This window comes from Pseudoalteromonas sp. 5Ae-yellow, from assembly GCF_014077565.1.
Taxonomy (GTDB): domain Bacteria; phylum Pseudomonadota; class Gammaproteobacteria; order Enterobacterales; family Alteromonadaceae; genus Pseudoalteromonas.
Genome location: NZ_JACGWD010000005.1, coordinates 1 through 24,969, shown reverse-complemented (window position 1 = coordinate 24,969; position 24,969 = coordinate 1). Strand labels below are relative to the sequence as shown.

Annotated in this window: 16 protein-coding genes; 4 read left to right on the top strand and 12 right to left on the bottom strand. The window is 40.1% G+C overall.

Translation table 11 applies throughout. From position 1 onward, the window contains the following. The first annotated feature begins 24 nt into the window (after window positions 1-24). The 3 genes from H4J63_RS02365 (at window position 25) to ttcA (ending at window position 2,879) form a co-directional block, all read left to right on the top strand. Window positions 25-771: an FNR family transcription factor gene (locus H4J63_RS02365; RefSeq protein ID WP_024596435.1), complete on the top strand. Its 747-nt coding sequence runs from the start codon at window positions 25-27 to the stop codon at window positions 769-771. A gap of 94 nt (window positions 772-865) precedes the next feature. Continuing rightward, window positions 866-1,792: a universal stress protein UspE gene (gene uspE, locus H4J63_RS02360; protein ID WP_024606034.1), complete on the top strand. Its 927-nt coding sequence runs from the start codon at window positions 866-868 to the stop codon at window positions 1,790-1,792. Between the two features lie 172 nt (window positions 1,793-1,964). Continuing rightward, a complete protein-coding gene (gene ttcA, locus H4J63_RS02355; RefSeq protein ID WP_024606033.1) occupies window positions 1,965-2,879 on the top strand; it encodes a tRNA 2-thiocytidine(32) synthetase TtcA in 915 nt (304 codons plus the stop codon). Window positions 2,880-2,970: 91 nt separating this feature from the next. Here the strand turns inward: ttcA and H4J63_RS02350 are convergent, their stop codons facing one another. The 10 genes from H4J63_RS02350 to H4J63_RS02305 form a co-directional block, all read right to left on the bottom strand. Then, window positions 2,971-4,032 carry a hypothetical protein gene (locus H4J63_RS02350; RefSeq protein WP_024606032.1) on the bottom strand — a complete coding sequence of 354 codons (1,062 nt, stop codon included), beginning with the start codon at window positions 4,030-4,032 and terminating at the stop codon, window positions 2,971-2,973. A gap of 217 nt (window positions 4,033-4,249) precedes the next feature. Further along, window positions 4,250-5,320 (bottom strand): hypothetical protein, encoded by a 1,071-nt coding sequence (locus H4J63_RS02345; protein WP_182194311.1) that lies wholly within the window; start codon window positions 5,318-5,320, stop codon window positions 4,250-4,252. Between the two features lie 286 nt (window positions 5,321-5,606). Then, complete coding sequence (locus tag H4J63_RS02340) at window positions 5,607-6,932, bottom strand: PAS domain-containing methyl-accepting chemotaxis protein (RefSeq protein ID WP_024596440.1); 1,326 nt, start codon at window positions 6,930-6,932, stop codon at window positions 5,607-5,609. Between the two features lie 479 nt (window positions 6,933-7,411). After that, window positions 7,412-9,460 carry an exodeoxyribonuclease V subunit alpha gene (recD, locus tag H4J63_RS02335; protein ID WP_182194308.1) on the bottom strand — a complete coding sequence of 683 codons (2,049 nt, stop codon included), beginning with the start codon at window positions 9,458-9,460 and terminating at the stop codon, window positions 7,412-7,414. Further along, entirely contained in the window at window positions 9,457-13,035 is a 3,579-nt protein-coding gene (gene recB, locus H4J63_RS02330) for an exodeoxyribonuclease V subunit beta (protein WP_182194305.1), read from the bottom strand. Before recB ends, recD begins: the two co-directional genes overlap by 4 nt. Beyond that, window positions 13,022-16,321, bottom strand: a complete 3,300-nt coding sequence (gene recC, locus H4J63_RS02325; RefSeq protein WP_182194302.1) for an exodeoxyribonuclease V subunit gamma — start codon at window positions 16,319-16,321, stop codon at window positions 13,022-13,024. Before recC ends, recB begins: the two co-directional genes overlap by 14 nt. Before the next feature lie 160 nt (window positions 16,322-16,481). Next, entirely contained in the window at window positions 16,482-17,543 is a 1,062-nt protein-coding gene (locus H4J63_RS02320) for an alkaline phosphatase D family protein (protein WP_182194299.1), read from the bottom strand. Next, complete coding sequence (locus H4J63_RS02315) at window positions 17,540-18,667, bottom strand: alkaline phosphatase family protein (protein WP_182194296.1); 1,128 nt, start codon at window positions 18,665-18,667, stop codon at window positions 17,540-17,542. The genes H4J63_RS02320 and H4J63_RS02315 overlap by 4 nt, the downstream gene beginning before the upstream one ends. 74 nt (window positions 18,668-18,741) lie before the next feature. After that, the gene (locus H4J63_RS02310) at window positions 18,742-21,111 is read right to left on the bottom strand and encodes a TonB-dependent receptor domain-containing protein (RefSeq protein WP_182194293.1); all 2,370 of its coding nucleotides are present in this window, start codon (window positions 21,109-21,111) and stop codon (window positions 18,742-18,744) included. A 202-nt stretch (window positions 21,112-21,313) separates the two neighbouring features. Continuing rightward, window positions 21,314-22,357, bottom strand: a complete 1,044-nt coding sequence (locus H4J63_RS02305) for an alkene reductase (RefSeq protein ID WP_182194290.1) — start codon at window positions 22,355-22,357, stop codon at window positions 21,314-21,316. 224 nt (window positions 22,358-22,581) lie between these two features. Here H4J63_RS02305 and H4J63_RS02300 point away from each other — a divergent pair, with 224 nt between their 5' ends. Next, entirely contained in the window at window positions 22,582-22,971 is a 390-nt protein-coding gene (locus H4J63_RS02300) for a DUF2750 domain-containing protein (RefSeq protein WP_138585855.1), read from the top strand. Between the two features lie 68 nt (window positions 22,972-23,039). Here the strand turns inward: H4J63_RS02300 and H4J63_RS02295 are convergent, their stop codons facing one another. Next, entirely contained in the window at window positions 23,040-23,909 is an 870-nt protein-coding gene (locus H4J63_RS02295) for an alpha/beta fold hydrolase (protein ID WP_182194287.1), read from the bottom strand. Between the two features lie 107 nt (window positions 23,910-24,016). Beyond that, window positions 24,017-24,969: OprD family porin (locus tag H4J63_RS02290; RefSeq protein ID WP_259365566.1), on the bottom strand; the 953-nt coding region annotated here is incomplete at its 5' end.

The window sequence follows — 24,969 nt, the reverse complement described above, 5'->3', positions numbered from 1 at the left end:
ATAAAAATTTAAACGGATTAAATTATGGATTTCTCTCAAAGCCGTACTAAAGGTAATTGTGCTATTAGCTGTAATAACTGCAGTATCAGTCAATTGTGTTTGCCATTTTCACTTAATGGCCAAGAAATGGACAAGCTAGACGAAATTATTGAGCGAAAAAAACCTCTCCATAAAGGCGACTATCTATTTGAATCAGGTGCACCTTTACAGGCTATTTATGCGGTACGTTCAGGCTCATTTAAATCGTACACATTATCAGAGCGAGGTGATGAGCAAATTACTGGCTTTCATTTAGCTGGCGATCTAGTTGGTTTTGATGCGATAAATAAAATGACTCATCCAAGTTTCTCACAAGCACTTGAAACGTCAATGGTTTGCGAAATCCCATTCGATACTCTTGACGAACTATCAGGGAAATTACCTAAACTTCGCCAACAAATAATGCGCTTAATGAGTAGCGAAATTACTTACGATCAAGAAATGCTGTTACTACTCAATAAAAAATCAGCAGAAGAGCGCCTAGCTAGTTTTATTTATAACTTATCTGAGCGCTTTGGTGAGCGCGGTTTTTCGCGTAAGGAATTTAGATTTACGATGACTCGCGGTGAAATAGGCAACTATCTAGGCCTTACTGTAGAAACTATTAGTCGTTTATTAAGTCGTTTTCAAAAAGCAGACTTAATTAAAGTAGAAGGTAAATTTATTACAATTTTAGATAATGATGCCTTGGCAAAAACAGCGGCAATTGTTAAGCCTCGTCAAATTAAATAGTTTGATTTAGAACAACAATTTATATGCTACCCCTTTAACTGTTTTATATTTACGTTACACTAAATGTACACCCGTTATGTAAATGGAGTAGCATATGAACACTATTAAACGAATTATTGCGGTTATTGACCCTACCAAAGACGATCAACACGGCTTAGCACGTTCAATAGATTTAGCTAAAAAGTCTGGCGCAAGTATTACCGCTTTTATGACGGTTTACGACTTCTCTTACGAAATGACAACCATGCTATCAGGCGATGAGCGCGAAGCAATGCGTGACGCTGTACTAAAAGATCGTGAGCTATGGCTAAACGATTTAGTCTCTCCTTACAAAGATATAAATATTGAAACCCAAGTGGTTTGGCATAATCGCCCTTACGAAGCCATAATCGATACTGTAATTGATGAAAAGTACGATCTAGTAATTAAAGGCACACATCAACATGGTGCACTTAAATCCGTTATTTTTACCCCGACCGATTGGCACTTAGTACGCAAATGCCCAGCTCCGGTTTTATTTGTAAAAGAAATGGCGTGGCCTGCTCACGGTAATATTTTAGCTGCTGTAAATGCAGTTAGCGAAAATGAAGAGCATGTAGCACTTAATAAACGCGTTATTAAAGACGCACAATTTTTATGTGAACTTGCCAACGCAAAACTTAATTTAGTTAATGCTTATCCTGCAACGCCCATAAATATCGCAATCGAAATTCCTGAGTTTAACCCGGGGCTTTATAACGAATCAGTTAAAAAACATCATCATGAATCAACCAATGCACTTGCTGCAGAGTTTAATTTAAACCCAGAGCAATGTTTTATTGAAGAAGGCCTGCCAGAGGATGTAATCCCTGATGTAGCGAAGCGGTTAAATAGCGAATTAGTTGTTATTGGTACCGTTGGGCGTACCGGCTTAAGTGCTGCTCTTGTAGGTAACACAGCAGAGCATGTAATTGATAGCCTAGACTGTGATGTACTGGCACTCAAACCCGATGGTTACGTGAGCCCACTTGCAAAAAACTAGATTAACCAAAAGATTTTTAGCAAGTAACAGCTCATATACTACTTGCTAAAAATACCGTGTTTAAATTGCTTTTAATTACATCCTAAACTCGCATATTCAGGTGGTTTGGGTATAATACGCCCCTTTATTTTTAGCAAATAACTTTGCTGTATTGTTTTACTAGGGGGCGTAATTGTCACACTCAGATCAAGCTAAAGCTCAATTTAACTTAAATAAGCTGCAAAAGCGTTTACGTCGCCAAACTGGTCAAGCTGTTATGGACTTCAATATGATTGAAGAAGGCGACCGTATTATGGTGTGTTTATCAGGCGGCAAAGATAGCTACACCATGCTTGAAATGCTTCAACATTTAAAACGTGTAGCACCTATAAAGTTTGACCTAGTTGTTGTAAATCTTGATCAAAAACAACCGGATTTCCCTGAACATGTACTACCCCAGTACCTTGATAAACTAAATGTTGAGTACAAAATTGTAGAAGAAGATACCTACAGCATTGTTACCGATATTATCCCTGAAGGTAAAACAACGTGTTCACTTTGCTCACGCTTACGTCGTGGTATTTTATACCGCACAGCAAATGAGATAGGCGCTACTAAAATAGCCCTTGGGCATCACCGTGATGACATGATTGAAACCTTATTTTTGAACATGTTTTATGGCGGTAAACTAAAAAGTATGCCGGCTAAATTAATGAGTGATAATGGCGAGCACATGGTTATTCGCCCACTTGCATACTGCAAAGAAACCGATATAGCCCAATACGCATTTGCACAAGGCTACCCTATAATCCCTTGTAATCTTTGTGGCTCACAAGAAAACCTACAGCGTAAACATACAAAAGCAATGCTTGCAAAATGGGATGCGGAGCATCCTGGGCGTATCGAAAGTATTTTTACAGCAATGCAAAACATAGTGCCTTCACATTTAGCTGATGCTGACTTATTTGATTTTAAAAACTTACAAACAGGTGAAGTAATTGATGGTGGCGATATCGCCCTTGATAAACCTGACATACCTAAAGTACCAGTAAGTAGTGAAATTGATGAACAAGAAGTGCCAAGTGTAGTTACTATAAATCTTAGCTAACTTTTAGTTATAGTTAGCTAAGAGTAAAGGATTAAGGGTTTGTATTTATATACAAACCCTTTAATTTACCAATTTAATCTTAAGCTTTACTTTAACTCTCAGCTAAACCTTGTAAAAACTCTAAACTTAACTTTTCTTGTGCATTGGCCTGGTATGGCAACTGTTGCAAGCTATCGTACGAAAAATCGTTAATATCAAAGTGACTTATTTCACTATTCCCAAAGCTGTTACGCTCACCGGGGCTTGGGGACATTTTCTCAATTACAAAATCACTTAAACGCATATCTGTAATACCTTGTGGTAATACCGACCAGTGAGCTTTCAAATTAAGTGTTTGGCTTCCCTGTGCTAACCGCTCTTTAGATACTAAATGAGCAAGTGGTGTATCGCCACTGTATAAGTTAGCCCTAACACGATACAAACCGCTTTTTATCACTGTTAAATTAGCTGGCACGACCATGTTTTCATCTTGTGCATATGCAGTTTCAAAACCTGTTAAAGTCGCACTCGGCGCCATATATTGAATTTGTGCAACTACAGGGACTTTTTTACCAGCAACATCACCCTCTACAAACACTTGCAAACTACGAGGGTAATCATCCTCTCCTTTAAAGGTGATAGTTGCCTCACCTTCACGTGCATTACCTATATGAGTATTTAATACTTCTTTTGTATCTGTATTGGCAAGCTCAACGACTACTTTACCAAGTCCTTGAGCACTTACTCTTATTATTATTTCTTCTGGGTATACAAAACGATACTGCTTAATACTTAACGTTAAAGCATCACCACTTTCGTCAATAGGGCTCGACACAGGGTAAAACTGGTTTGGTTTTAATCGGTCTTCATCTAGTGGGCTTAATGGTTGAGAATAAGGAGGAAATTTGAGTGCGCTTTGGTATTGCATAAACACTTGCTGCGCCGCTTTTGTTAAGTCTTCATTAAACGCGACTTGCTTTTTTGATTGTGTTTTATTTTTTTTAGGTACATCTATGGGAATCACTTTTACAGGTGATAAATCAGCTGCGTTCGCACTGTGTTTAATCTGTGGTTTTATTGGCTCAGCAGCTTTATGAGCATCATTTTTACCAGTAAACCATAGCGAAAATAAAATAGTGCTAATAATTAAAGCAACGACATAAAATTTTTTCATTTTTATATTTCAATCTTTTATAAGGCGTATAGTTTTTAATACTAATCTGCTTATATATGGGGTCTATTTAACGTTAAGAAAATTACGCTAGAACTAGGCAAAAATTTTTGTATCTAGTTGTTCTAAATAAAAAATTTTTAACAACGTTATAGTGCAATTTAATTCGTTAAATTGATCAAAGATTTATGCAGATTGGTATAACTACACGCCTTCTATGTTATGGAATCACATTATAAATAAGTGCTGATGCACTTAAATTATTTGAATCCTTAATATAACGATATTGTTTTTTCCAAAACCAACTACCTGTAGTTTTATCAAACGTATTAAACCCTACGTTATTACCTTCAACATTTACGTTATTCATGGCTATTGTGACATTACCTTTACGCTGCGCGTTATGTATTTCGTTATGGCTATAACTGTCACTCATCATCATTGGATAATGATTTGGCATAAAGCTACTAACAGCATCACCTTGCGATTTTAAATGGCCATCTGTATCAATACTGCTGCTACAACTTCCAAACGAGCCAGCCGAACTTACACCACATGAAGAGTGCGATGCTACAACCGAATCATCATTACCTTTTAAAAATCCACCTGTTAAACCTAAATACGCATTACCATCTGCCACAAAGCGTAATCTAGGTGTACGTGCATCAGGAAATGGCGATATTTTACGGGCATTATTCACTTTTAAATCGTGTAATACACCAACAGCTTCGGTTACATCGCTCCCTAGCCACCATTTGAGTGCTGCATCGACCGCAAAGTTCCATGATGCGCCAGTTAAAGCACTAACTGCTACATCAGCCAGCTCACTTCCACCGCCCGCGCCTGCTAAATCAAACGTCGCAACAATATTAAGCGGCTGTAAGCCTGCGTTTTCTAACCAGTTTTCTTGGTTATCAATAATATGGCGTGCAACTAAGTCGCCTGTTGAATGTGTTACAAATACACAGCCATCACTGCATAAATTAGAGCGTGAAATTTGCTTTAACTTTGGCCACACCCAATCGGTAGCAATTTTACCTTCAATTCGCTCATAAGCAGGCCAATCAATTCGCTCATCTGCACGATTATTCCAGTACGATTGCCAATATGTTTCACCGTCATTAATTACATCACTACCCGACTTATTGGTTATTTGCGAAGTTTGTAACCCGTGAATTAATATAATTTTGTAGTCTTTACTCGCAGCAGAAAAGCTCATTAGCATAGCAAGCCCAGCACCAATTAGGTGACTTGGTTTAATTAATGTGTGTGTGCGCTTAGTGTTGTTCATACAATTCCTTAATGTTGTGTACGTAATATTTTATTATCATTTAAGGTATTCATACTAGGGCTTGTCAGCCTTGGCGTTCATCAGCATCAGGAACAAATAACAAAGATGCAACAATTTATTATCATTTATAGGGATGAAGAAACTTATTACTTGTTATTTAATGGGTTAATAAAGAATAGTTGTTAAATTTAAAATTATCAGGGATGTTTCGAGAGTAATATTGAGGGGGGTTAGGTTGAGCGGGTACCGGTAAAGGTGCCCGCTTTAGAATAAGGACGTAACTAATCTAGCCGTTAGCTTTGAGTTCACTGGTAAATTGCCCAATCGCATTTACAACTTCTTGTGCGCCTTGCTGAATTTCCTGCATCACATCACCCGACTCTTTAGATAGTGCTAAACCTTGCTCTGCTTTTTCTTTACCTTTTTCTATTACAGCCACCGTATTTTGGGTTTGTGATTGGTTACGCTGTACTACTTCTACTATTTCTTCTGTTGCTTTTGATGTACGAGATGCAAGCAGTCGAACCTCGTCTGCAACCACAGCAAAGCCTCGACCTTGCTCGCCAGCTCTAGCCGCTTCAATTGCGGCATTTAATGCTAACAAATTGGTTTGCTCTGCAATACTACTAATACTTTGTACAATACTCGATATTTGTTGCGACTGCTGATCAAGCGCTGAAATTTCACTTGCCGCTTGCTCCATGTTAATAGCCAGCTCGGTCATTACTGCAACCGTATCTTGTATAACGCTCGCGCCTTGCTCTGCTTTTTTATCCGTTTGGGTTGAGGTGCTATAAGCAATTTCGGCAGCCTTAGATATCGCAATTTCTTGATTTACTTGCTCTGTAATAACTGTTGCAAACTTCATTACTTTATAAAGCTCATTCACGTCATTTGAGATTGGGTTATATGACGCTTCTAACCATACAACATTGCCGTATTTATCAACACGCTTAAAGCGCTCCGCTATAAACTGTCCTTCTCTTAATTTAGCCCAAAACTGTTGATACTCTTGGGAATTATACTCTGAAGCTTCACAAAATGTGCGATGGTGTTTTCCTATTAATTCACTTTCTTGATAACCCATTGCTGATAAAAACTGCTCATTTGCTTTTAAAACATGGCCTTCTAAATCAAATTCAATTACTGCCATAGAGCGATATATCGCTTTGATAGTGTCGCTTTGCTCGCGGGAAGCCGTAATTGTTTTTGTAAGCACACTCCCGAATATAGAAAAATAGAGCAACTGATCTTGCTCCCCTTTTACAGGATGTACTATTAAACGTAACCATTCAGCTTTACCATCACCGCGCGCAATTTGTAATGCACCGCCCCAATGTCCTTCTTTTTTTATAGCTTGCTGTAGGCTTTTAAATTCTGAAGATTGACGAGATGACTCAGTAATAAAATCATCAAAAGAGTTATTAGTAAGATCGTCTTCGTTGTAGCCTAAGTTTTCTAAAAACCTATCATTGGCGTGCGAAATTCTGCCATCATAGAGAATGTTCAGTACTAACATCTCTCGGTAAAGCCCTTCCCACACTTGTTGTAACGGATAGAGTTCTGCTTTTAAAGAGGCTATTTCATTTTGCTTATTTTTAGAAAAAAACATTAATATCCTTACTAGGGCGTGTTGACCTTTGTGGATTGAAATTTGTTCAATCTAGGGGCGATTAAATCACGGCGCGAGGTTTGTAACCTAGTGGGCTCGATAACTGCTCCTGCGTTATTCTAATGGCTTACATCCATGTAAGAATAAGTAAAAACCGAGCAAAGCTTCCGCGTCCTGCTCACGCCCCTTACCTACATCCATGTAGGCAACAAAGAGTTAATCGTCCCTAGAAAGAACCCAAAGGGCAGCGTATGTTTGGTATTTATACTACGTTATCGCCTATTTATGGGGAATACCACACTACATAGGCTCTGCCTTGACTAAAAACCAAACACACTACTGCAAATTCACCCACCAAAGATCAACACGCCCGAATACATTCAGTATAAAATTAACTTTAGTATAGAAGACATTTATAATAACGCGATAAATAACAAGCAGTTTGAAGCTAAATTATTAATAAAAAATTCAAATTAAGCTTAAAATTGTAACCTTTCATATAAACCAGATGCTCTTGATACGCTTTTATTCATTGCTAGTTGCAGTACTTTTTTGTCAGCCACCAGCTCAAACTTATTTTTAGCGCGGGTTATTCCCGTATACACTAATTGCCTGTTAATACCCATGCGCGCTTGTTTTAGCGGTGGCAGTACCATAGCGGTGTAACTAAACTCTGAACCTTGTGATTTATGAATAGTCATTACGTATACTTTATCGTGTGCAGGGAGTCGTGCTGGCGAAAATGCTCGTTGATTACCTTGCTCGTCAATAAATATGGCTTTGAGCTGATTGCTTTCATCGGGCATTAAAATACCAATATCGCCGTTAAATAACTTAAGCTGGTAATCGTTTTGGCTCACCATAATGGGCATGCCTGTATAATGATGAGTATTAGGGCTAACTGTTATTAAACCTTGCTGTTGCAATACGCGCTCTATTCGCTGATTTAAGCTATGCACGCCGTAATCGCCCTCTCGTACCGCAGCTAAAAGCTGATAACTAGCAAAAGCAGCATGCACCTGTGCAACATCTGCACCTTGGGCAATTAAGTTAAGGTATTTTGCATAATGACTTGCTGCACTTTTAACAAGCTTTTCAATTGGTTTTGCTACAAAGTCGTAATCTAAAATTACATCGTTAAAGCGCCCTTCACTACTTTCTTGCTCTACGTAATTTAAAATACCGGTGTTATTGGTGTTTACCGCAAGTGCGAGTTGACCAATGCCGCTTTGTGCATCAAATCGATAACTGTGTTGTAAAAAGGCAATGCAATCTGCGAGTTTAAATTCACTCACGCTTTGCGCTACGAGCTTATGCTCATTATTAAAACATAAGCTATTTAGCTCATCACAACGTGCTTGCGAGTAGCTTGGCGTTTGCCCAAGTGTTAAACCTTGGCATAAATCGCTCATTACGCTGCCGGTATCTACCGAGGCAAGCTGATCTTTGTCACCTAGGAGTATTAATCGCGCGTGCGCAGGAAGTGCTTCTATTAATTTAGCCATCAGCGATAAATCGACCATACTGGCTTCATCAATAATTAGTACATCTAAATGCAGCGGATTACTTTTGTTATGCCTAAATTTATTAGTAAACGGTTTTACACCCAATAAGCGATGAATAGTTTGAGCGCTTTGCGGGATCAGCGTTTTTATATCATCAGGAATCGTTGTGAGCTTATTTTTGGCACCTAAAATAGATTCACTTAATCTTGCAGCGGCTTTACCTGTAGGGGCCACCAGCTTAATACTAAGGGGTGCTGTTTCATAAAGTGACTGCAAAATAGCCAGCAACTTAGTCACTGTGGTAGTTTTACCTGTACCTGGGCCACCCGTGATCACACTAAAGCCTTTGGTGGCCGCAATCGCACACGCCACTTTTTGCCAATCAGTTTCAATTGTCGAATCAGCAGGAAAATAGGTATTTAAAAGTTCAGCCAATACTTCATTATTAATATTGAGCTTTCGCTCGCTCATGCTTAATAGTCTATCCGCGAGTGTTTGCTCATAACCGGCAAGGCGCGCAAAATAAAGTCGCTCGTTAAACAGCTGCAGTGGTTTATTTTCGCCCACGCTTTCATGGCTTTGTAAATAATTAAGCGCTGTGTGTACATTAAAATCATCACTAAACGGGCTTAGCGTACTGGGTACATTGCCATCGAGTTTATTAAAGTCACTTTTGCGCAAGTTAAAAGGATTGCTCCAGTCAACCTCATTTAAGGTTAGGCAGCTATGCTGGCTTTGCTGTGATAAGCACAGCAATAAAATAATATAAAATAGTTCATTGTGAGTTTGCTCAATGTCATTAGCACACAGTAATTCAGCGAGCTTCACATCAACTACACGCAGTCGGTTTTGCGCTAATAAATACTCAAGTAACGGGACTTCGGTAATCGTATTATTTAACACAATGTCCTCTAATGGGGCATCTTGTGCTACATTTTTTGAAGTAAGAGGCTCTGCGGCTTCATTATTAAGTGTCTCGTCTATATCGTCAAACAAGCCAGGTTGCTCATTTAAATCGCTCATAGCATAGCTCCTTGGCTAAATAAGCCATCTAAAATAATCACTTGTTCTTCAGTTAGCTTTTTAAAGTACACGCCTTGCCCTGTCGGCATTCCACGTAAAAACGTGTAATACACGCCGCCTAAATGGGTTTCTATCGAGTAATCAGCTATACGTTGTTTTAATAAACGATGCAGCGCTACCGTGTAGATTAAATACTGTAAATGATACTGATGACTGCTCATCGCTTGCTCAAGCATATCGCCTTCGTAATCAGCTGGCGTACTGCCTAAATAATTAGACTTATAATCTAAAATATAATATTTGCCTTGGTAGCAAAATATTAAATCGACAAAGCCTTTTAACAAGCCTTTTACTTGTGAAAATTCAAGCTTACTTTGCGTAAAACCAAAATGTTTAACCAACATTTCGTTTAGCTTAGGTGCACTTAAGCTCTCAAGTGGTAAATTAAACTCCATTTCGACTAGGCAGTCGCTTGGTGTAAGTACACCCAATGAAAGAAGGCTCTTATCTAGAGAGCTGTTATCTAGGGGGCACGCAAGAACATCGAGCACCCACTTTTCAGCCACTTCTCGCCATTGCTCACCTATGTGGTATTTTTCAAGGCAGCGCTTAACAACTTCCGATAAGTTTTGCTCAGTATTAGTTGGGTGGACTATTGGGCTAGTAAAATCTATTTGTTCAAATATTTCGTGCAAACAACTACCGGGCTTTGGCCCTTTAGGAAAACTATAAGGTGATGGCAGTTCGTCCTCTTGCACTGCAAACTCGTCTTTTTCATGATCTTCATCGCTTCGCCCTGGGGCTAATTGGTCGCTGTGCTTTTTAAAGCTCAACGCGCTAAAGCTGGTTGCTCGCCAGTTACGCTCAATAGTTGCCGTTACTTTATTAACACTTAATGTTTGCTGCGCAATTTTACTATTATTAAAACTAAGTGTTCCCTGCTCTAATAATGTGTGTGAGGTAAATTGCTGATAGCTCATCGCGCTATTAGCGTCGCAAAACTCACTTAAATGCGTACGCCATGTTTGGCTACTGGCAAGTTCAAGCCCTGCAAATAACACATGCCCTAGTGCACTACTTTGCATAGCTAAGCGGCTACTTTGCCCTTGCCCAATATTATAAACACCCAGCGCACAAAAGTGCACGGCGCGAGTAAGTGCTACATACAGCAGGCGTAAATCTTCAGCTAGACGCTCTTGCTCTGCTTTTTGCAGGGCATCTTCGTCTTTACTTAAATCGTAAATCAGCTTGCCATTATTGTGATAAAGCGCTTCTTTAGTTTCGCGATAGCCACTGGCAAATGGCATAAATACCAGTGGGTATTCTAGCCCTTTTGAGGCATGCATAGTAACAATTTTAACTAAGTTGGCGTCACTTTCTAGGCGTACTTGTACTGTTTCACCATCTTGTTGGCTTACCTTTTGTGCAAACCAGCGCAGTAAACGCAGCGTGCCTTCAAGCTCTATTTGTTTTTGTTGAAGTATTTCGCCCAAATGCCTAAAGTCAGTCAGCCAACGCTCAACGTTATACCCTAAACCTTGCCATCTAGCGCTAAGCTGATTATGGCTCATTAAACGCTCAAGCATTGCCATAGCGCCTTGCTTGTTCCAAATATGACTAAGTTGTGCAAAAAAGTTTAAGTAGTCTTGCCATTTATTTTCATCATCGGCGAGTGCATGTATTTCGTTATAACTTAGACAAAATAGCGGACCAGCTAAAACACCGCGCAGCAGTGACTCGTCATATTGCCCATGCAGCGCCGTTAAAAAGTTAAGCAGGTGATGGCTAAGCTCTTGGCTAAAAACGCTCTCGCGCGATAAATACACACTCGCTATTTTGGCTTCGCTTAGCGCTTTTTTCATTATTTGCGCTTCAACACGGTCGCGCACTAATATACAAATATCGGCAGCACTTACAGGATTACTGCCAATACACGCATCCCCCTGTTTTGCTTTTTCAAGCAGGGTCACTATTTTATTAGCAAAGTGAGCGGCTAAATGTGCTTGCCCTACACCTTTGTTGGTTGGTTTGTTTTTTTCATCGGCGGCTTCATCCACAAATACATTAAATTCGAATGCGGTCGCGGGTTTGCCATCAATTAAAAAAGAGTCTTCCGCTTTTTTACCTTTAGCAGCCACTGCGTTAAACGGTATGGCGTCGTTATAAATAAAGCTGTTAGCGTGTTTGCCAAATAAACTATTAACACTATTTACTATATCGGTGCTTGAGCGAAAGTTAGTACCCAGCGTAAATTGCTGATCAGTCTGTACAGCTTCTTTTGCGCCAATATACGTAAAAATATCTGCGCCCCTAAAGCCATAAATAGCCTGCTTGGGGTCGCCTATCATGGCAAGTGTGGTATTTTGTTGCCCATAAATTTTACTAAAAATACCGTACTGAATCGGATCGGTATCTTGGAATTCATCAATCATAGCAACCGGAAACAACTGCGCAATTTTTTGCGCCAGTACGTCGCCTTGCTCGTTATTAAGCGCACTGTGTAAATTGGTCAGTAAATCATCTGGGGTGATCACGCTTTGCTCTTGCTTGCGCTTAACTATTGCGGCTTTTACCCAGCGCGCTGCATGTTGTACAACCGCTATTTTGAGCCCTTGGTTTATGCTGTTATTAAGTGCGGCAAGCTCGTCAAATTGACTCAGTAATGGATGCACAAATAATGGCTGATTTTTTTTATAATTGCCTGCATCGCTTAGGTTTTCTGTACTCCACACTTCAAACGAATACTTGTTAGTGCCAAATTCAAAAAACAAATCGCCGCCTAAACAAAATGCTTCAAGCGCACCAAGGCTGCCTTTTCGTGCTGGCGTTTTAGACCCGCTTAAACCCGAGCCTTTAATAGCACCGATAAACTCTTGCTCTAACACCGCTTTTTTAAATGCAGGCACACGGGTTATGTACTCGTCACGGGCTTTCCACACATCGTCTAAATTTATTTGTGGCGTAATGTGCGCATTAGCTTTGTTTAAAATACTCGCCACTTGAGCGAATAAAGACTCTGGTGCGGCAAATACATCTAAAATAGCATCGGTGCGTTCTTTATTAAGTGGGTATACAAACGCACGCCAAAAATCTTTAATAGTTTCAAGTAATATGTCGCGCTCATCTAAAATAAATTCGAGATTAAACGCCACTCCCGACTCAAACGCATGTTGTTTTAGCATCCGCTGACAAAAGCCATGAATAGTAAAAATAGCGGCTTCGTCCATTGATTTAGCAGCTGCATCGAGCAAATCAAACGCGCGGTGCTTATCATCAATTTTGGCAATTACGCCTTCAATGAGTTCGTCGTTTGGGTCTTGCCCAAGCAATGCGTCGCGCGCAGCAATAATTCGGCTACGTACGCGGTCTTTAATTTCTTGAGTGGCAGCGTCGGTAAAGGTTACTACCAAAATTTGCTCAACACTGAGCGGCGTATTTAACTCACCTTCTATTTGCATACCTAGTAAGTAACGTAAATACAGCCCCGTAATTGTATAAGTTTTACCAGTACCCGCACTGGCTTCTATTAAACTTTGACCAATGAGCGGCATAGTAAGAGGATTAAGCGCTTGCATGGTCACTCTCCTTTGCGTGTTCAAATAAAGGCGTGAGCAATTTATCACTCCATTTTATAAATTCTTCTTGGCAGTCGTTTAGCGATTGCACCGTTAAGCGAATATACGGGTTTTCGCCCTCGCCTCGCCCTATGTATTGCGGGCTAAATTTGCTCATTGCTTTTGTTATATCGCCGCCGCTTTTAACGTATTCATAACCACTTACCGGAAAAAATGGCACAGGCTCTGCGCGCAGCGCTTTGTATAATTCAAACCAATCAAGTAACAATGCATCGGCATCAGCTTTATTAATTGGCGCAAAGGTAATTTGCTTATCGAGTCCAAGTAACAATGTTTCTACTTGTTGATCCATACTTTGCGCTGCGAGGTGATAAATAAAGCCTTTAATTAAATCTTTCGCTTTAATACTCGCACTGCGGTAAAACACTTGTTTTTGCAAATAAACATGATTGAGCCAGCCCTCTACTTTGGTGCCTTCAATGGTAAGCAAAACTTCTATCGGCTCACTTTTTCCGCCTTTAATGTGCTCTCTTACTTGCCCTGCAAGCGCGTCAACTCGGTGCTCCATACTCTCAAATATGAGGCTGCCTACATTGGCTTGAGGTAACTCACCCCGCTGCAGTATTTGCTCGGTACTTAGGGGTTGCTCGTTTATATTGGCTTTAAGTATTTCATCAAGGTAAAAATAACGGCGCAGCGCATCTAGGCTAAAGGGTTCTTCGTCTTTTGCTACTTCGTTAAATTGTGGCAGGCGTAAGCCCAATGTTTGTTGATAAAAGCTCTCTTGTGCGCTGCACACACTTCTAATAAACACATCAAGATCTAGCTGATCTGGCACAGTCACATCAAGCGCAATAACTGGCTCTGGTTTAATTGACTCACTTGGCAGCCAAATTGGATTGTAACTGTGGTTGCTCAGCACAGTATTTGCTTGCTCATCGGCTAAATAGTAATGGCTATTAAAGGGCTGTAAATGCTGCTGATTAATTAGACATGCGGGCAGCGTTTTTTCACTCTTTTCGCTTAATACAAAACTACGCCCAATATATTCTAAAAGCTCACTTACAAGCGTTGATGGCATGCGCGGTTGGTTATCAAAACACGAGCGACCAATGTAACTCATGTATAAGTTGTCGCGGGCACTCAGTAGTGCTTCTAAAAATAAGTAGCGGTCATCTAATTTACGTGATCGGTCACCTTTTTGCTTTTTAGAATAAGGCACCAAGTCAAAACCAATGGGTTGTACGTTACGCGGGTAGTCGGCATCGTTTAAGCCCAGCATACACACTACTTTAAATGGCACGGCGCGCATGGGCATAAGCGTACAAAAGTTTACTTGCCCAACCAAAAACCGCTGCCCTACGCCTTTTTCTTGAATGCCTTGTTTAACTAAGTAACTAACAATACGCTGCGAAACCGCTTTACTGTAATCGCCGTTGTCGTGGTGTTTTTGTAACTCTTCGAGCACGTTTTGAAGTACTAATAAATCCCAGCTGTCGTCGCTTTCACTTTCGTATATGGCGTTTAATAGCTCGCTTAAAATATGCGCTTTATTAGTGAGCGTGTCATCAGGCGTTAGCTGCTCTTTAAAGCTTTGCAGTACATCAATAAAGTGCACGAGCTTGTTGAGTGTATCAAGCGCCATGCCTTCTACTTCATCAGCGCTGTAAATACCGTTAAACGGGCATTGTTCGTCGCGCATGGCTATACCAAGCAGTAAACGGTTGAGCCCATGTTGCCAGGTATTTAAATCGATAGCGGGTAAATCAAAGCTGCTTTTATGCGCTGCGTTTATACCCCATTTAACGCCTACACGTTCAAGCCAGTATTGAATTTGCTCGTATTCGTGCGCTTCAAGCCCAAATTTTTCGGCTATTTGCGTCACTTGTAATAAATCGAGAATATCCGACACACCAAAGCGCGAAAACGGTAAGTTAGCTAAACTCGTAAATGAGCTAAGGACGGGCTTTTCTTGCTCTATGGCTAAATCGGCCAATGCATAAGGAATAAAGCGGCTGCCTTGTGCCCCGCCAAATACGGCTTCAATGTAGGGGCTGTAAGTGCCTACATCGGGCATCATGACAATTATGTCTTTGGGGGTAAGCGTTGGGTTTTGATTAAATAAGTTAAGTAAGTAGTCGTGCAAGCGCTCAACTTCTCTGAGCGGTGTATGGCAATCGCTGAGCGTAATGCTGGTGTCGGTTGCGCTGATTGGTAACTTACCTTCGTCGTTTATAAACCACTCTTTATTATCGGTCAGTGATTCGCCTTTAAATGCAAGCTGATAAATCTCGCTTTGTACTTGCCCTAGTAAGGTGTCGTCAAACACATCAATAAAGCCATCAATCCAACGAGCATCTAGCTGTACGAGTTGCTCAAAATAGTCGCGACCTAATTTACCCCACGACGATAACAACGGATTACCTATAAAGTAGTATTCTTCATCTGGGTTGGTGTGTTTTTTTTGTTGCGCTTCCACCAGCGGCATTTTAGCGTATTTAGCGCTTATTTTAGCTGCTGTTTTTTCATCTATAATATCGCCCCAGTAATGCTCACTCGGGTTAAAAAAGAATAATATAACCTCTGTTTTTTTACTCAGCGCTTCAAATACGTCTAGCTGGGAGCTGGCAATCGCCGATATACCAAATAAGCTAATGCGTTGTGGCAGTATGCTATTGTCCATAGTCTCAAGTGCTGCAAGTAACTGCCCTTGCATATTAGCGCGATGAAATTGGCTTTGCCCAAGTTCTTGGCTTAGTTTTACAATGCGTCGCCATAAGTCAGGCTGCCATGGGGCAATGGTTACATCTACGTCATCAAGCTCATCTTTGCCGCTATCCCATGTGGCTATCCAGTGCGGTCGGTACATTAAATATTGGTCGTACACATCGGCTATTTTTTCGCATAACGCAAAGGTTTTTTGCCCGTCAACATCGCCCTCTAAATAGGTTTTTAGCGATAAATATAATGGCTCGTCAATACAGTTTGGTAAAATTGCAAACAGTTTCCAAGCAAGATTAGGTTTATTAAACGCCGACTCTTTAGGGACATTTGGCAGCAATTGCTGATACAACTGCCAAATAAAGCTCGATGGCAGCGGAAAATCGACCTGCGCTGCAACCCCTAAGTTTTCGCTTAAACCTATTTTTAACCACTGCGACATACCCGGCGATTGCACTAGCACTACTTCTTTGTCGAACGGGCTTTGCAATGGGTTTACTTTTAACAGCTGGTGGAACTGCGCTTGCAGGGCTTCCATCCGGTTTGATTGAATAATATTTAGCATATAACACTGACCTTGCTTGAGATAAAACCAGTGTAAGATATTTTCAATATTAGGGGTAGCGCAAACGGGTAATTGGCTTTAATAAATCAGAGAGTTAAGAACTAACTTACAGATTTTATACGCACAGCATCTATTTTATATACTGTGCGTAGTAGTGAGTTTATTTATAAGGGCTAATACTTGATAAACTAAAGTCACTTTGCATTATTACTTCGCCATCAATGCCTTTTAATTTAAGTGAAATAGTGGGGTCAATTTGCTGCCAGTCTATGCTTAAATCACCATAATTTACGTTATGAGTAAAATTCCCTACTCGGTGTTTGTTAGGGCTTACATCTTTCCACTTTTCAGTTAAGCCAGAGCTGGTCATCTCAATTAATGGGTAATCAAGGTTTTGCTGATACTTTGATATTTCACCCCAGTGCGTATCGCCGCTGATGATCACTACCCCATTTACCTTATGCTTTTTAATCAATGCAAATAAACGGTTTCTATCTTCAGGAAAGTTTGCCCATGACTCCCAACCTGTAAAATCGGGTAAAAGCTGTAAGCTTGAGGCAATCAATTTTATTGCAGCAGGCTTTTTAAGCTCTTGTTCAAGCCATTGCCACTGGGCTTCACCTAGCATTGATGCGCCCTTCACTTCACTAGGACTATACGGGCCTTGGTTATTAAGTTTGCGCTTAGTGTAGTATTCAAGCTCACCTACATGGTTTAGCGCATCACGGTTCCAACGTAAATCAGGCATTATTACTTGTATGGTTTGCTCATTTTCACCATACATGTACGAGGTATAAATTCCATCAGGACGAGTGCGACGCGCTGAGTTTACAGGTTCATCCCAAAAATTAAGCATAATTTGGCGTGATTGCTCTTTATGCGGATACTCTTTACCTGCATCGTTTTGGCCATAATCGTGGTCATCCCACATAGCAATGATAGGCGTTTGCGCTTTTAACGTTTTAAAACCAGGCTTTGCCCCTAAACGTTGGTACTTATCGGCAAGTACATCCATATCGTTGGTATCGCCGTAAATATTGTCACCCAAAAATATAAACAAATCGCCTTTCTCTTTGTTAATTGCATTAAATATGGGTATCTTTTTATCTTGATGCCCACACGAACCAAATAGAATTTTAGATGGCGCGGCAGTAACACCTGTACTAATAACCAAACTCAACACCAAGGCAAATAGGGTTAATGGTTTTAATAGGTTCTTCATTTTAAAATCTCGCTAATAGCAGGCGCCATATTTGAATTTATTTCATTTGGATTCTGCCCAAGCGCCTTTAAAACGGTCGCCGCTATTTGCGCTTGTTTAAGCTCATTTTTAGTTTTAATTAAGCCACTACCTTTTATTGCGGGGCCAATGGCTGCAAGCCAAATATGTTCAGAGCCGACAATTCCTTCTGGGTAGGTATTTTCACCTAACTCTAGCTCAGCAAGTGCACGTTTAGAGCTGTGATGTTGCCAATCATTGGCATTATTGCCACGGCCGTGATCAGTAGTAATAATTAGTGTGGTGTTATTTTTATAACCCGCTGTAGTTTGAATAGTTGCCCATAAGTCTTTTATAAAAGCGTCACTTTGCCTTGCCGATTTAAGGTATTGATCGTAATGACCATCATGCGCAAAGTCATCGGTTTCGCCTAAACTTATCACTAACAACTTAGGCTTTTTAGCCAACATATACGCTTTAGCAAAGCGATATGTAAAACTGTCTAGTCGTACGTTATACCAAGGACTGGGGATTTCACTTTGTAGCGCATTTAACAGCGGCGCATCGGTGAATAAACTCTCTTCAATTGACATAAAACCTGCATTTACATACACGTTACTGCGCTTAGTATTTACAATGTATGGGAATACATCCCAACTACCAAATAAGGCTGTGCTACCTTTAAACTCAGGTAACTTATCTAAACGCTCTAAAATAGTTTTATTTGGGTTGAGCACTTTGTTGTTACTATTTATACTTTCGTCAACTTCACCGGTGAGTATTTCGTTGTAACCAGGGTATGAAAAATACCACGGGTTACTTACCGACATAGTAGAGCCGTTAGCTCTATCGCCAATAATTACGCCTTGTTTAGCCACTACTTGCGTTAAAAAAGGCATTAGTAATTGCTGGCGCTCATTTGCTGTTTTTGCCCAAAACTGGGTCTTTAATTGCTCTGGCTTTTTAACAAAATCAGTATTATTAATTAAGCTATTATCAGCCCCATTAAATACTTCTTGCCAGCGTACTCCATCAAGCGTTACCAGCACTACATTTTGCGCTGCTGCTGCAAAGTTACTCGCTAATACACTTAAGCTAAATAGTGTTACTTTTAAAATCGTTTTCATCGCGTTTTGCGCCCTTTCATATAATAAAGCCCATCAATGATGGGCTTTATTTTAATTCAATTACTAAAACTTAATTAAAAGTCAGCGGTAAATGTAACTGCTGCGGTGCGTGGCGCGCCAATGTAATAAGTAGCGCCGTTACCAGTACCACCTGCTAAGTAGCTTTTGTCAGTAACGTTATAAACAACAAACGATACGTCAATGGCTTTAAACGGGCCTGCATCTACGTCAGTTGAATAACCTGCATTAAAATCAAGTACGGTGTAGCCGTCTACTTTATTACGCGTGCGAGTATCTTCGTCTTGCCATGCACCTAAGCGCTCACCAGTGTATTTAGCCGATAAACCAACACGAAAGCCATCGCTAAAGTAATCGGTAGATACCACAAATAAATCTTCTGATGAATCTATTATGCTGTCGCCTTTTCTAAAGCTCGGTGCTACCTCATTACCACTTTCATCTCTTAATATTACACCCTGTGAATCGTATGCATTTGGATCATCGGATGAATACTCAGAACTGCTATTAGTATACGACGAGTACACGCTCCAGCTTGGTGTTAACATATAGCTTGCTGCAAGCTCAAGCCCATTTGAGTCAATACCCCCTACATTTACGTACGAGCCATTTGTACCAATGGTGTAATCAATCCCATCTGTGCCACTACCAGGGGCAATAAAGGTAATGCGGTTATCAAACTTAACACTGTAAGCCGTTGCTGTAAGGGTTAATCTGTCGGCTTGGTAACGTACACCAAAGTCGATGTTGTCGGCAGTTTCTGGCTCTATGTTTATAAGTGTTGAGCTATCTCGCTCAAGTACACCGTCTTTTATTGCTGAAAAATTCTCGCTGTAACTAGCAAATAATTCTGTGCTGTTATTTAGCTGATACAATACACCACCACTAAATAACACGTCTGAGTCGCTATCTACTTTATCTGATCTTTCGTTAGCAAAGTGGTCGTATTTTTGTAATTCAACTAAATATTGTTTTGCACCAATATTTAATGTTAAGTCGCCAAAATTAATCGAGTCTTGTAGGTACCATTTGAATGTATCGGTATCAAAAGTGTTTTTGTATTGTGTCCAGTAAGGCGTGCTATCAAAGTGATGATAAATACGCGCATCAATTACTTTGTGCCAATCACGCGATTCATCACGTTCGCTTTGCTCATACCAAAAGCCCGCTTCGATATCGTGATCACCAAATGTAGCTTGGTAATTTGCCGTTACACCTAAACGATCTTTGTTGTAATGCGTGTGGCGGTAAGACATAACAGGCGTTGCTGTTGCATCGTAACACGCAGGATTTAAACCAGGACCCGACTCCCATGGCCAGCTCAAACTTTGCGTACAATCGGCATTGGGTGCAAGCGGGTTGCCTTCACTATCAGCAAAACCATAAGAGCCTGCATTAGTGCCACCCTCGGTTGTTGGGTTGCCATTTTCATCAACCGGCGTTGTTAAATAAGGTGGGATCCAATCGCCGCGACCTGAATTTTTATGATAATAAGGGCTAACAGTTAATAATGAAGTTGGCGAAATAGCGTATTCAAATTTTAAATAGCCTAAGGTATTTTCACGAAGCGTTCCCCAACCTTCTGCAAACATTTGGTCAAAATGCGGAACTCCTGTCCAATTCCATGTTAGCTGATCCCAATCGGGTGTTTGTTCAAACTGCTCAAGGCTTACGCTGTTATAGTTTGTCTCGCTTACATCATCGTAAGATAAACGACCAGTAAGTGTTAAATCGTCAAAATTAGATACAAACTTAAGCTCTGCGTGTTGGTTGTCTTTGCCCCCATTACTGCCTGAACCAATCCAGCGGCTTGTATCGGTTTGCGAGTAACTTACATACGCTTGTGTGTTATTAAAAATCGTACCTGTTTCGTGCTTAACGTAATAGCGTGTGGCATCGTGACTGCCTGAGGTATAAGCAAAAGTGGTGCTTTTATCTAAACTTGGTGCTTTACTTACAAAATTAAATGTACCGCCAAGCGCTTCTAGTGAAGCCGATTTAATGTCAGACGTCCCTTGACCAACCTCTACCGTTGCTAAATTTTCGCTCTCCAAGTAACGATTAGCTTTAGCACCGCCACCATAATTAGAACCACCATTGGGAATACCATCAACAGTCATACCTAATTGTTGTTGGTTTGAGTCAATACTAAAACCACGCATAGTGATTGTAGTAGACCAATCGTCGCCACCAAATGCATCACCTTCGTTTATGCTAATACCTGGTAAGTTATCAATAACCGATAATATGCTCGATACCGAACTTTGCTGCTCAAGCATTGCAGGCTCAATAACATTGTTAGCGTAGCTCGTTGGTTTAGCTACAACGGTTACTTCTTCTATGGTGCTGTCGTTAGCATAAGTAGATGTTGATACAGTCATGGCAATAGCCATGCTCAATAGCGATTTGTTTTTTAAAGCGTACATTGTTGTCCCGTTTAGTTTTAATTATGTAATATGAAAACGAGCACAGTATGAATTTTAAATATGACAACGAGGATGAACTTTATTTACATAAAGGTTAAACAAATATGGAAGATTTATGGCGAGAATATGTACAAAAAAAGACACCCAAAGGTTTAGCTTTGGGTGCCTTAATTATTTTCTAGAACTTATTACAAATAGTAATTTATTTTAATTCAGCTAGCATTTCATCGCTGTAAGGTACTAACTCTTCACCGTTTGCAATTTTGCTAATGTAATCTGGGTTTGCGATAAGTGGGCGACCAATCGCGATTAAATCAAACTTAGCATCGTTAATTGCTTCTTTTGCTGACTCAAAAGTATAGCTGCCTACGCCTACTAATGTACCTTTGTAGCCTGCACGTAAAAATTCAGACGTCGTTTTACCTTCAAGCGACTCAAACGCTGTACTGTCGTCAAAAATACCGCCGTGTAAGTATGCTAAATCTCTCTTCTCAAGCTCTGGTAATAAGTAATCAAATACCGCTTTATCACGGTTATCTTCGCTCATATTAAAATAAGCACCCGGTGTAACACGTAAAGCAGTACGCTCATTACTTACAGCGGCGATAACTGCATCGGTTACTTCTAGTGCAAAACGCGACATATTTTCAGGCGTTTGACCGTATTCGTCGCTGCGTGTATTTGCAGCGTAATGTAAAAACTGGTCAATCAAATACCCGTTAGCACTGTGAATTTCTACCCCGTCAAAACCCGCTTCAATCGCATTTTCTGCCGCTTTTGCGTAATCAGCTACTAGACCTTTAATATCATCGGTTGTGGCTGCTTTTGGCGTAATGTAAGTAAGCTCACGCATACGAGGTACAGAGCCTTCAACGCCAATTGCCGATGGTGCCAGTACATCGCCATCAAAAAAGTGAGGATGTGCAACACGGCCAACATGCCAAAGCTGTGCAAACATTTTGCCGCCATTAGCGTGCACTGCGTCTGTTACTTTTTTCCAACCTTGAATTTGCTCACTGGTAAATAAACCCGGTGTATTTGGGTAACCTTGCGCATCTGGACGAATAATAGTTGCTTCGCTAATAATTAAACCGGTTTCGGCACGGCGAGCATAATATTCAACCATATCTTGTGTTGGCACTAAGTTATCGTCAGCCATACAACGCGTTAATGGTGCCATAAGTACGCGGTTTTTAAGCTCAATCGTATTATTTAGTTTAAACGGAGCAAGTAGATCAGTAGTCATTTTTCAATCCTTCATTAAGTATATGCTTACTACAATGTGGCCTTTTTACAAACATTCAAGCTTATTTTGAATGATCGCTCAAATTAGTTTTGACTTATACTGTTCAATATACAAATTAGATCTGCATTGCTGAAATTAAATAGCAACTTTTCAACACTCTGTCATATAACTCGATATACTTGTGTGCATATAATTTAGATATAGTAATTAAGAGTGAGCTAATTATGACAACGCCAAATTTAAGCGAAGAACAAGCAGTAATTTTAGGGCTTGGAGCAAAAAAACGCCTAGCCTATATGTTCGAAACCGTACAACAGTTCAAGCAAGTATGGATTTTAAACGATGATGATGGCTGCGTTATGCTTGCCAACGAAGATGACGACTGTGTGCCAGTTTGGCCAACTCGTGAATTTGCAGAAGCATGGGCAACTGGCGAATGGGCTGGCTGCAGCGCTAAAGCAATCCCACTTGCTGACTGGTTTAGTCGCTGGACACCGGGTCTTGAGGAAGATGACTTACTTATTGCTGCCTTCCCTACAGAGGAAGATGATGGCACGATATTGTTTTCAGATGAGTTTGAAAAACAATTAAAAGCGCCAAAGCAAAAATATTAAGGTTCAAAGCCTAAATACTCAGAGTTCTAAAATTTATAAACGCGGCACTCAATTTAGTAGCCGCGTTTTTATTGGCAATATCTAAAATTCAAATAAGCCTGTGTAATTGCATCTGGATTTTCTACTTGCGGATAATGCCCAAGCTCTACAAACTCTTGTACGCGCGCATTGGGAATAAGCTTTTTATAATGCTCAATCATATGCTTACCAGAGATGGGGTCTTCTGCGCCTGCTATAAACGTAAGTGGTATATTGCTATTTATGGTGGCACCAACCCAGCGTGCTCGGTTTTGCTGCCTCTGCTTTATATAACTAATAAGTTTGGGCATTATGGCTAAGCCATCTTTATAAATTAGCAGCTCCCAAAGTGTGTCTACCACTTGTTTTGAAGGCGGTGTACTTTTACCAAAAATAGTAAGTAGATTATTGGCAAATTTTTGTTTATTCATTAATTTTGGCACTATCCAACCTAGCTTTGAAAGTAAAAGCTTTTGTATAAATAAGGGTTTATGCACCTCAGGAAATAACCCACCATTTAAAAAGCACACACTGTTTATTTTAAAGTCACTTTGGCTAACGACTTGCCTTGCTAATAACTCTTGAGCCACAGTATCGCCATAGTCATGAGCTAAAATATGTATATCATTAATATTTAACGTTTTTAAAAATTGAGTATATAAGTCGGCTTGTTCAGTAATTTTATAGCCTGCATTTTTAGGTTTATCTGACAAACCAAAACCTAGCATATCGAGTGTAATTACAAAATAATGTTCACTAAGGGTTTGCCACATACCTTCCCAGTCCCAACTAGCACTTGGAAAGCCATGTATTAAAAGCAGCGCAGGCTTAGTTATATCACCAGCTGTTTTAGTAAAAATTTGATGGCCACTAATTTGAGTAAATTGACCCTGTGATTGCCACTGTTGAAGAGAAAACATATATTAGCTTAATTTTTATTATTGATTTGTTAGTTTTATCATAAAGATAATGAAAAAAGGAAACAAAACCAATGCATAAAATTTGCATTGGCTTATTAAAAGTCATGTTAAAATTTAATAGTGTAATCTACATAAACTCGGTGGTCGGCTCTGTCGCCTTTAACACCATCAACACTGCCTGATTTTTCGGTTGTATAATCTACAAATAACCAACGTAAGCTTAAGCCTTTTATTTTCTCAACTTTATAGCGAGTATCTACAGCCCAATATTTTTCGTCGGCTGTACCACCTAACTTACCCAATGCAGAATTTTCAGCATCGCTGCCGTCTGTGTAGTAAAATTTAGTTGTTAAGCCAGGCGATACTGCTTTCAAATCAATTCCTAAACGAGCTTGCCATGATGTTTCATTTTGGTTTGTTAAATCGGCACCAATTAATGAGCGAGTTGGAAATGGGTTTGTACCATGGTCGCCACTGAAATTATCTTCAATCCAAGCATCACTTACTTTAGTAAATGCCGCACCTACACTCCAAATATCTTTTTTCCAATCGGCATCTAGGTAATAGGCAAACCCATCGTTTTCACTTTTGGTTAAACCTGTTAATGCACCAGGTGCATCTTCATCATCTAAATCACCACCCTCTGCGCCTGTTACAAATAAATCACCATCATCTTGTGAGGTAAATATGCCAGTTGAAAGGGTTAACTTACTTTGCTCAAGCTTAATGTCGTAACTGATTTTTAACCCGATTTTACTTAAATAATTGTGCGAATTTAAATATTCAGCCTCTAATATTAGATTGTCTTTTTTATGCGTAGCACCTACGCCCCAAATTACGCTAATAGCACCAGTTGCCGATTGATCGGTAGAAAAGTCTTCCCATCTATCATCGTGTCGACGGCTCCATTTATCGTAAACGTAACCGTATAATTTAGGGCGTGTTGATCTTTGTGGTATGAAAAACAAACAGCATGAAGATAAGGTATAATTGAATTCGCCAGAAAACTTTACACCGAACCTACATGCCAAGATTAATGTTAACAGACGGGACATGGAAT

What these genes read in the sequence shown, in the direction of transcription:
- H4J63_RS02350 (WP_024606032.1), bottom strand. Translation starts at nt 4,032, where the DNA reads ATGAAAAAATTTTATGTCGTTGCTTTAATTATTAGCACTATTTTATTT.
- recB (WP_182194305.1), bottom strand. Translation starts at nt 13,035, where the DNA reads ATGCAAGCGCTTAATCCTCTTACTATGCCGCTCATTGGTCAAAGTTTA.
- H4J63_RS02295 (WP_182194287.1), bottom strand. Translation starts at nt 23,909, where the DNA reads ATGTTTTCTCTTCAACAGTGGCAATCACAGGGTCAATTTACTCAAATT.
- H4J63_RS02340 (WP_024596440.1), bottom strand. Translation starts at nt 6,932, where the DNA reads ATGTTTTTTTCTAAAAATAAGCAAAATGAAATAGCCTCTTTAAAAGCA.
- H4J63_RS02320 (WP_182194299.1), bottom strand. Translation starts at nt 17,543, where the DNA reads ATGAAGAACCTATTAAAACCATTAACCCTATTTGCCTTGGTGTTGAGT.
- H4J63_RS02365 (WP_024596435.1), top strand. Translation starts at nt 25, where the DNA reads ATGGATTTCTCTCAAAGCCGTACTAAAGGTAATTGTGCTATTAGCTGT.
- H4J63_RS02315 (WP_182194296.1), bottom strand. Translation starts at nt 18,667, where the DNA reads ATGAAAACGATTTTAAAAGTAACACTATTTAGCTTAAGTGTATTAGCG.
- recC (WP_182194302.1), bottom strand. Translation starts at nt 16,321, where the DNA reads ATGCTAAATATTATTCAATCAAACCGGATGGAAGCCCTGCAAGCGCAG.
- H4J63_RS02305 (WP_182194290.1), bottom strand. Translation starts at nt 22,357, where the DNA reads ATGACTACTGATCTACTTGCTCCGTTTAAACTAAATAATACGATTGAG.
- H4J63_RS02345 (WP_182194311.1), bottom strand. Translation starts at nt 5,320, where the DNA reads ATGAACAACACTAAGCGCACACACACATTAATTAAACCAAGTCACCTA.
- H4J63_RS02300 (WP_138585855.1), top strand. Translation starts at nt 22,582, where the DNA reads ATGACAACGCCAAATTTAAGCGAAGAACAAGCAGTAATTTTAGGGCTT.
- uspE (WP_024606034.1), top strand. Translation starts at nt 866, where the DNA reads ATGAACACTATTAAACGAATTATTGCGGTTATTGACCCTACCAAAGAC.
- recD (WP_182194308.1), bottom strand. Translation starts at nt 9,460, where the DNA reads ATGAGCGATTTAAATGAGCAACCTGGCTTGTTTGACGATATAGACGAG.
- H4J63_RS02310 (WP_182194293.1), bottom strand. Translation starts at nt 21,111, where the DNA reads ATGTACGCTTTAAAAAACAAATCGCTATTGAGCATGGCTATTGCCATG.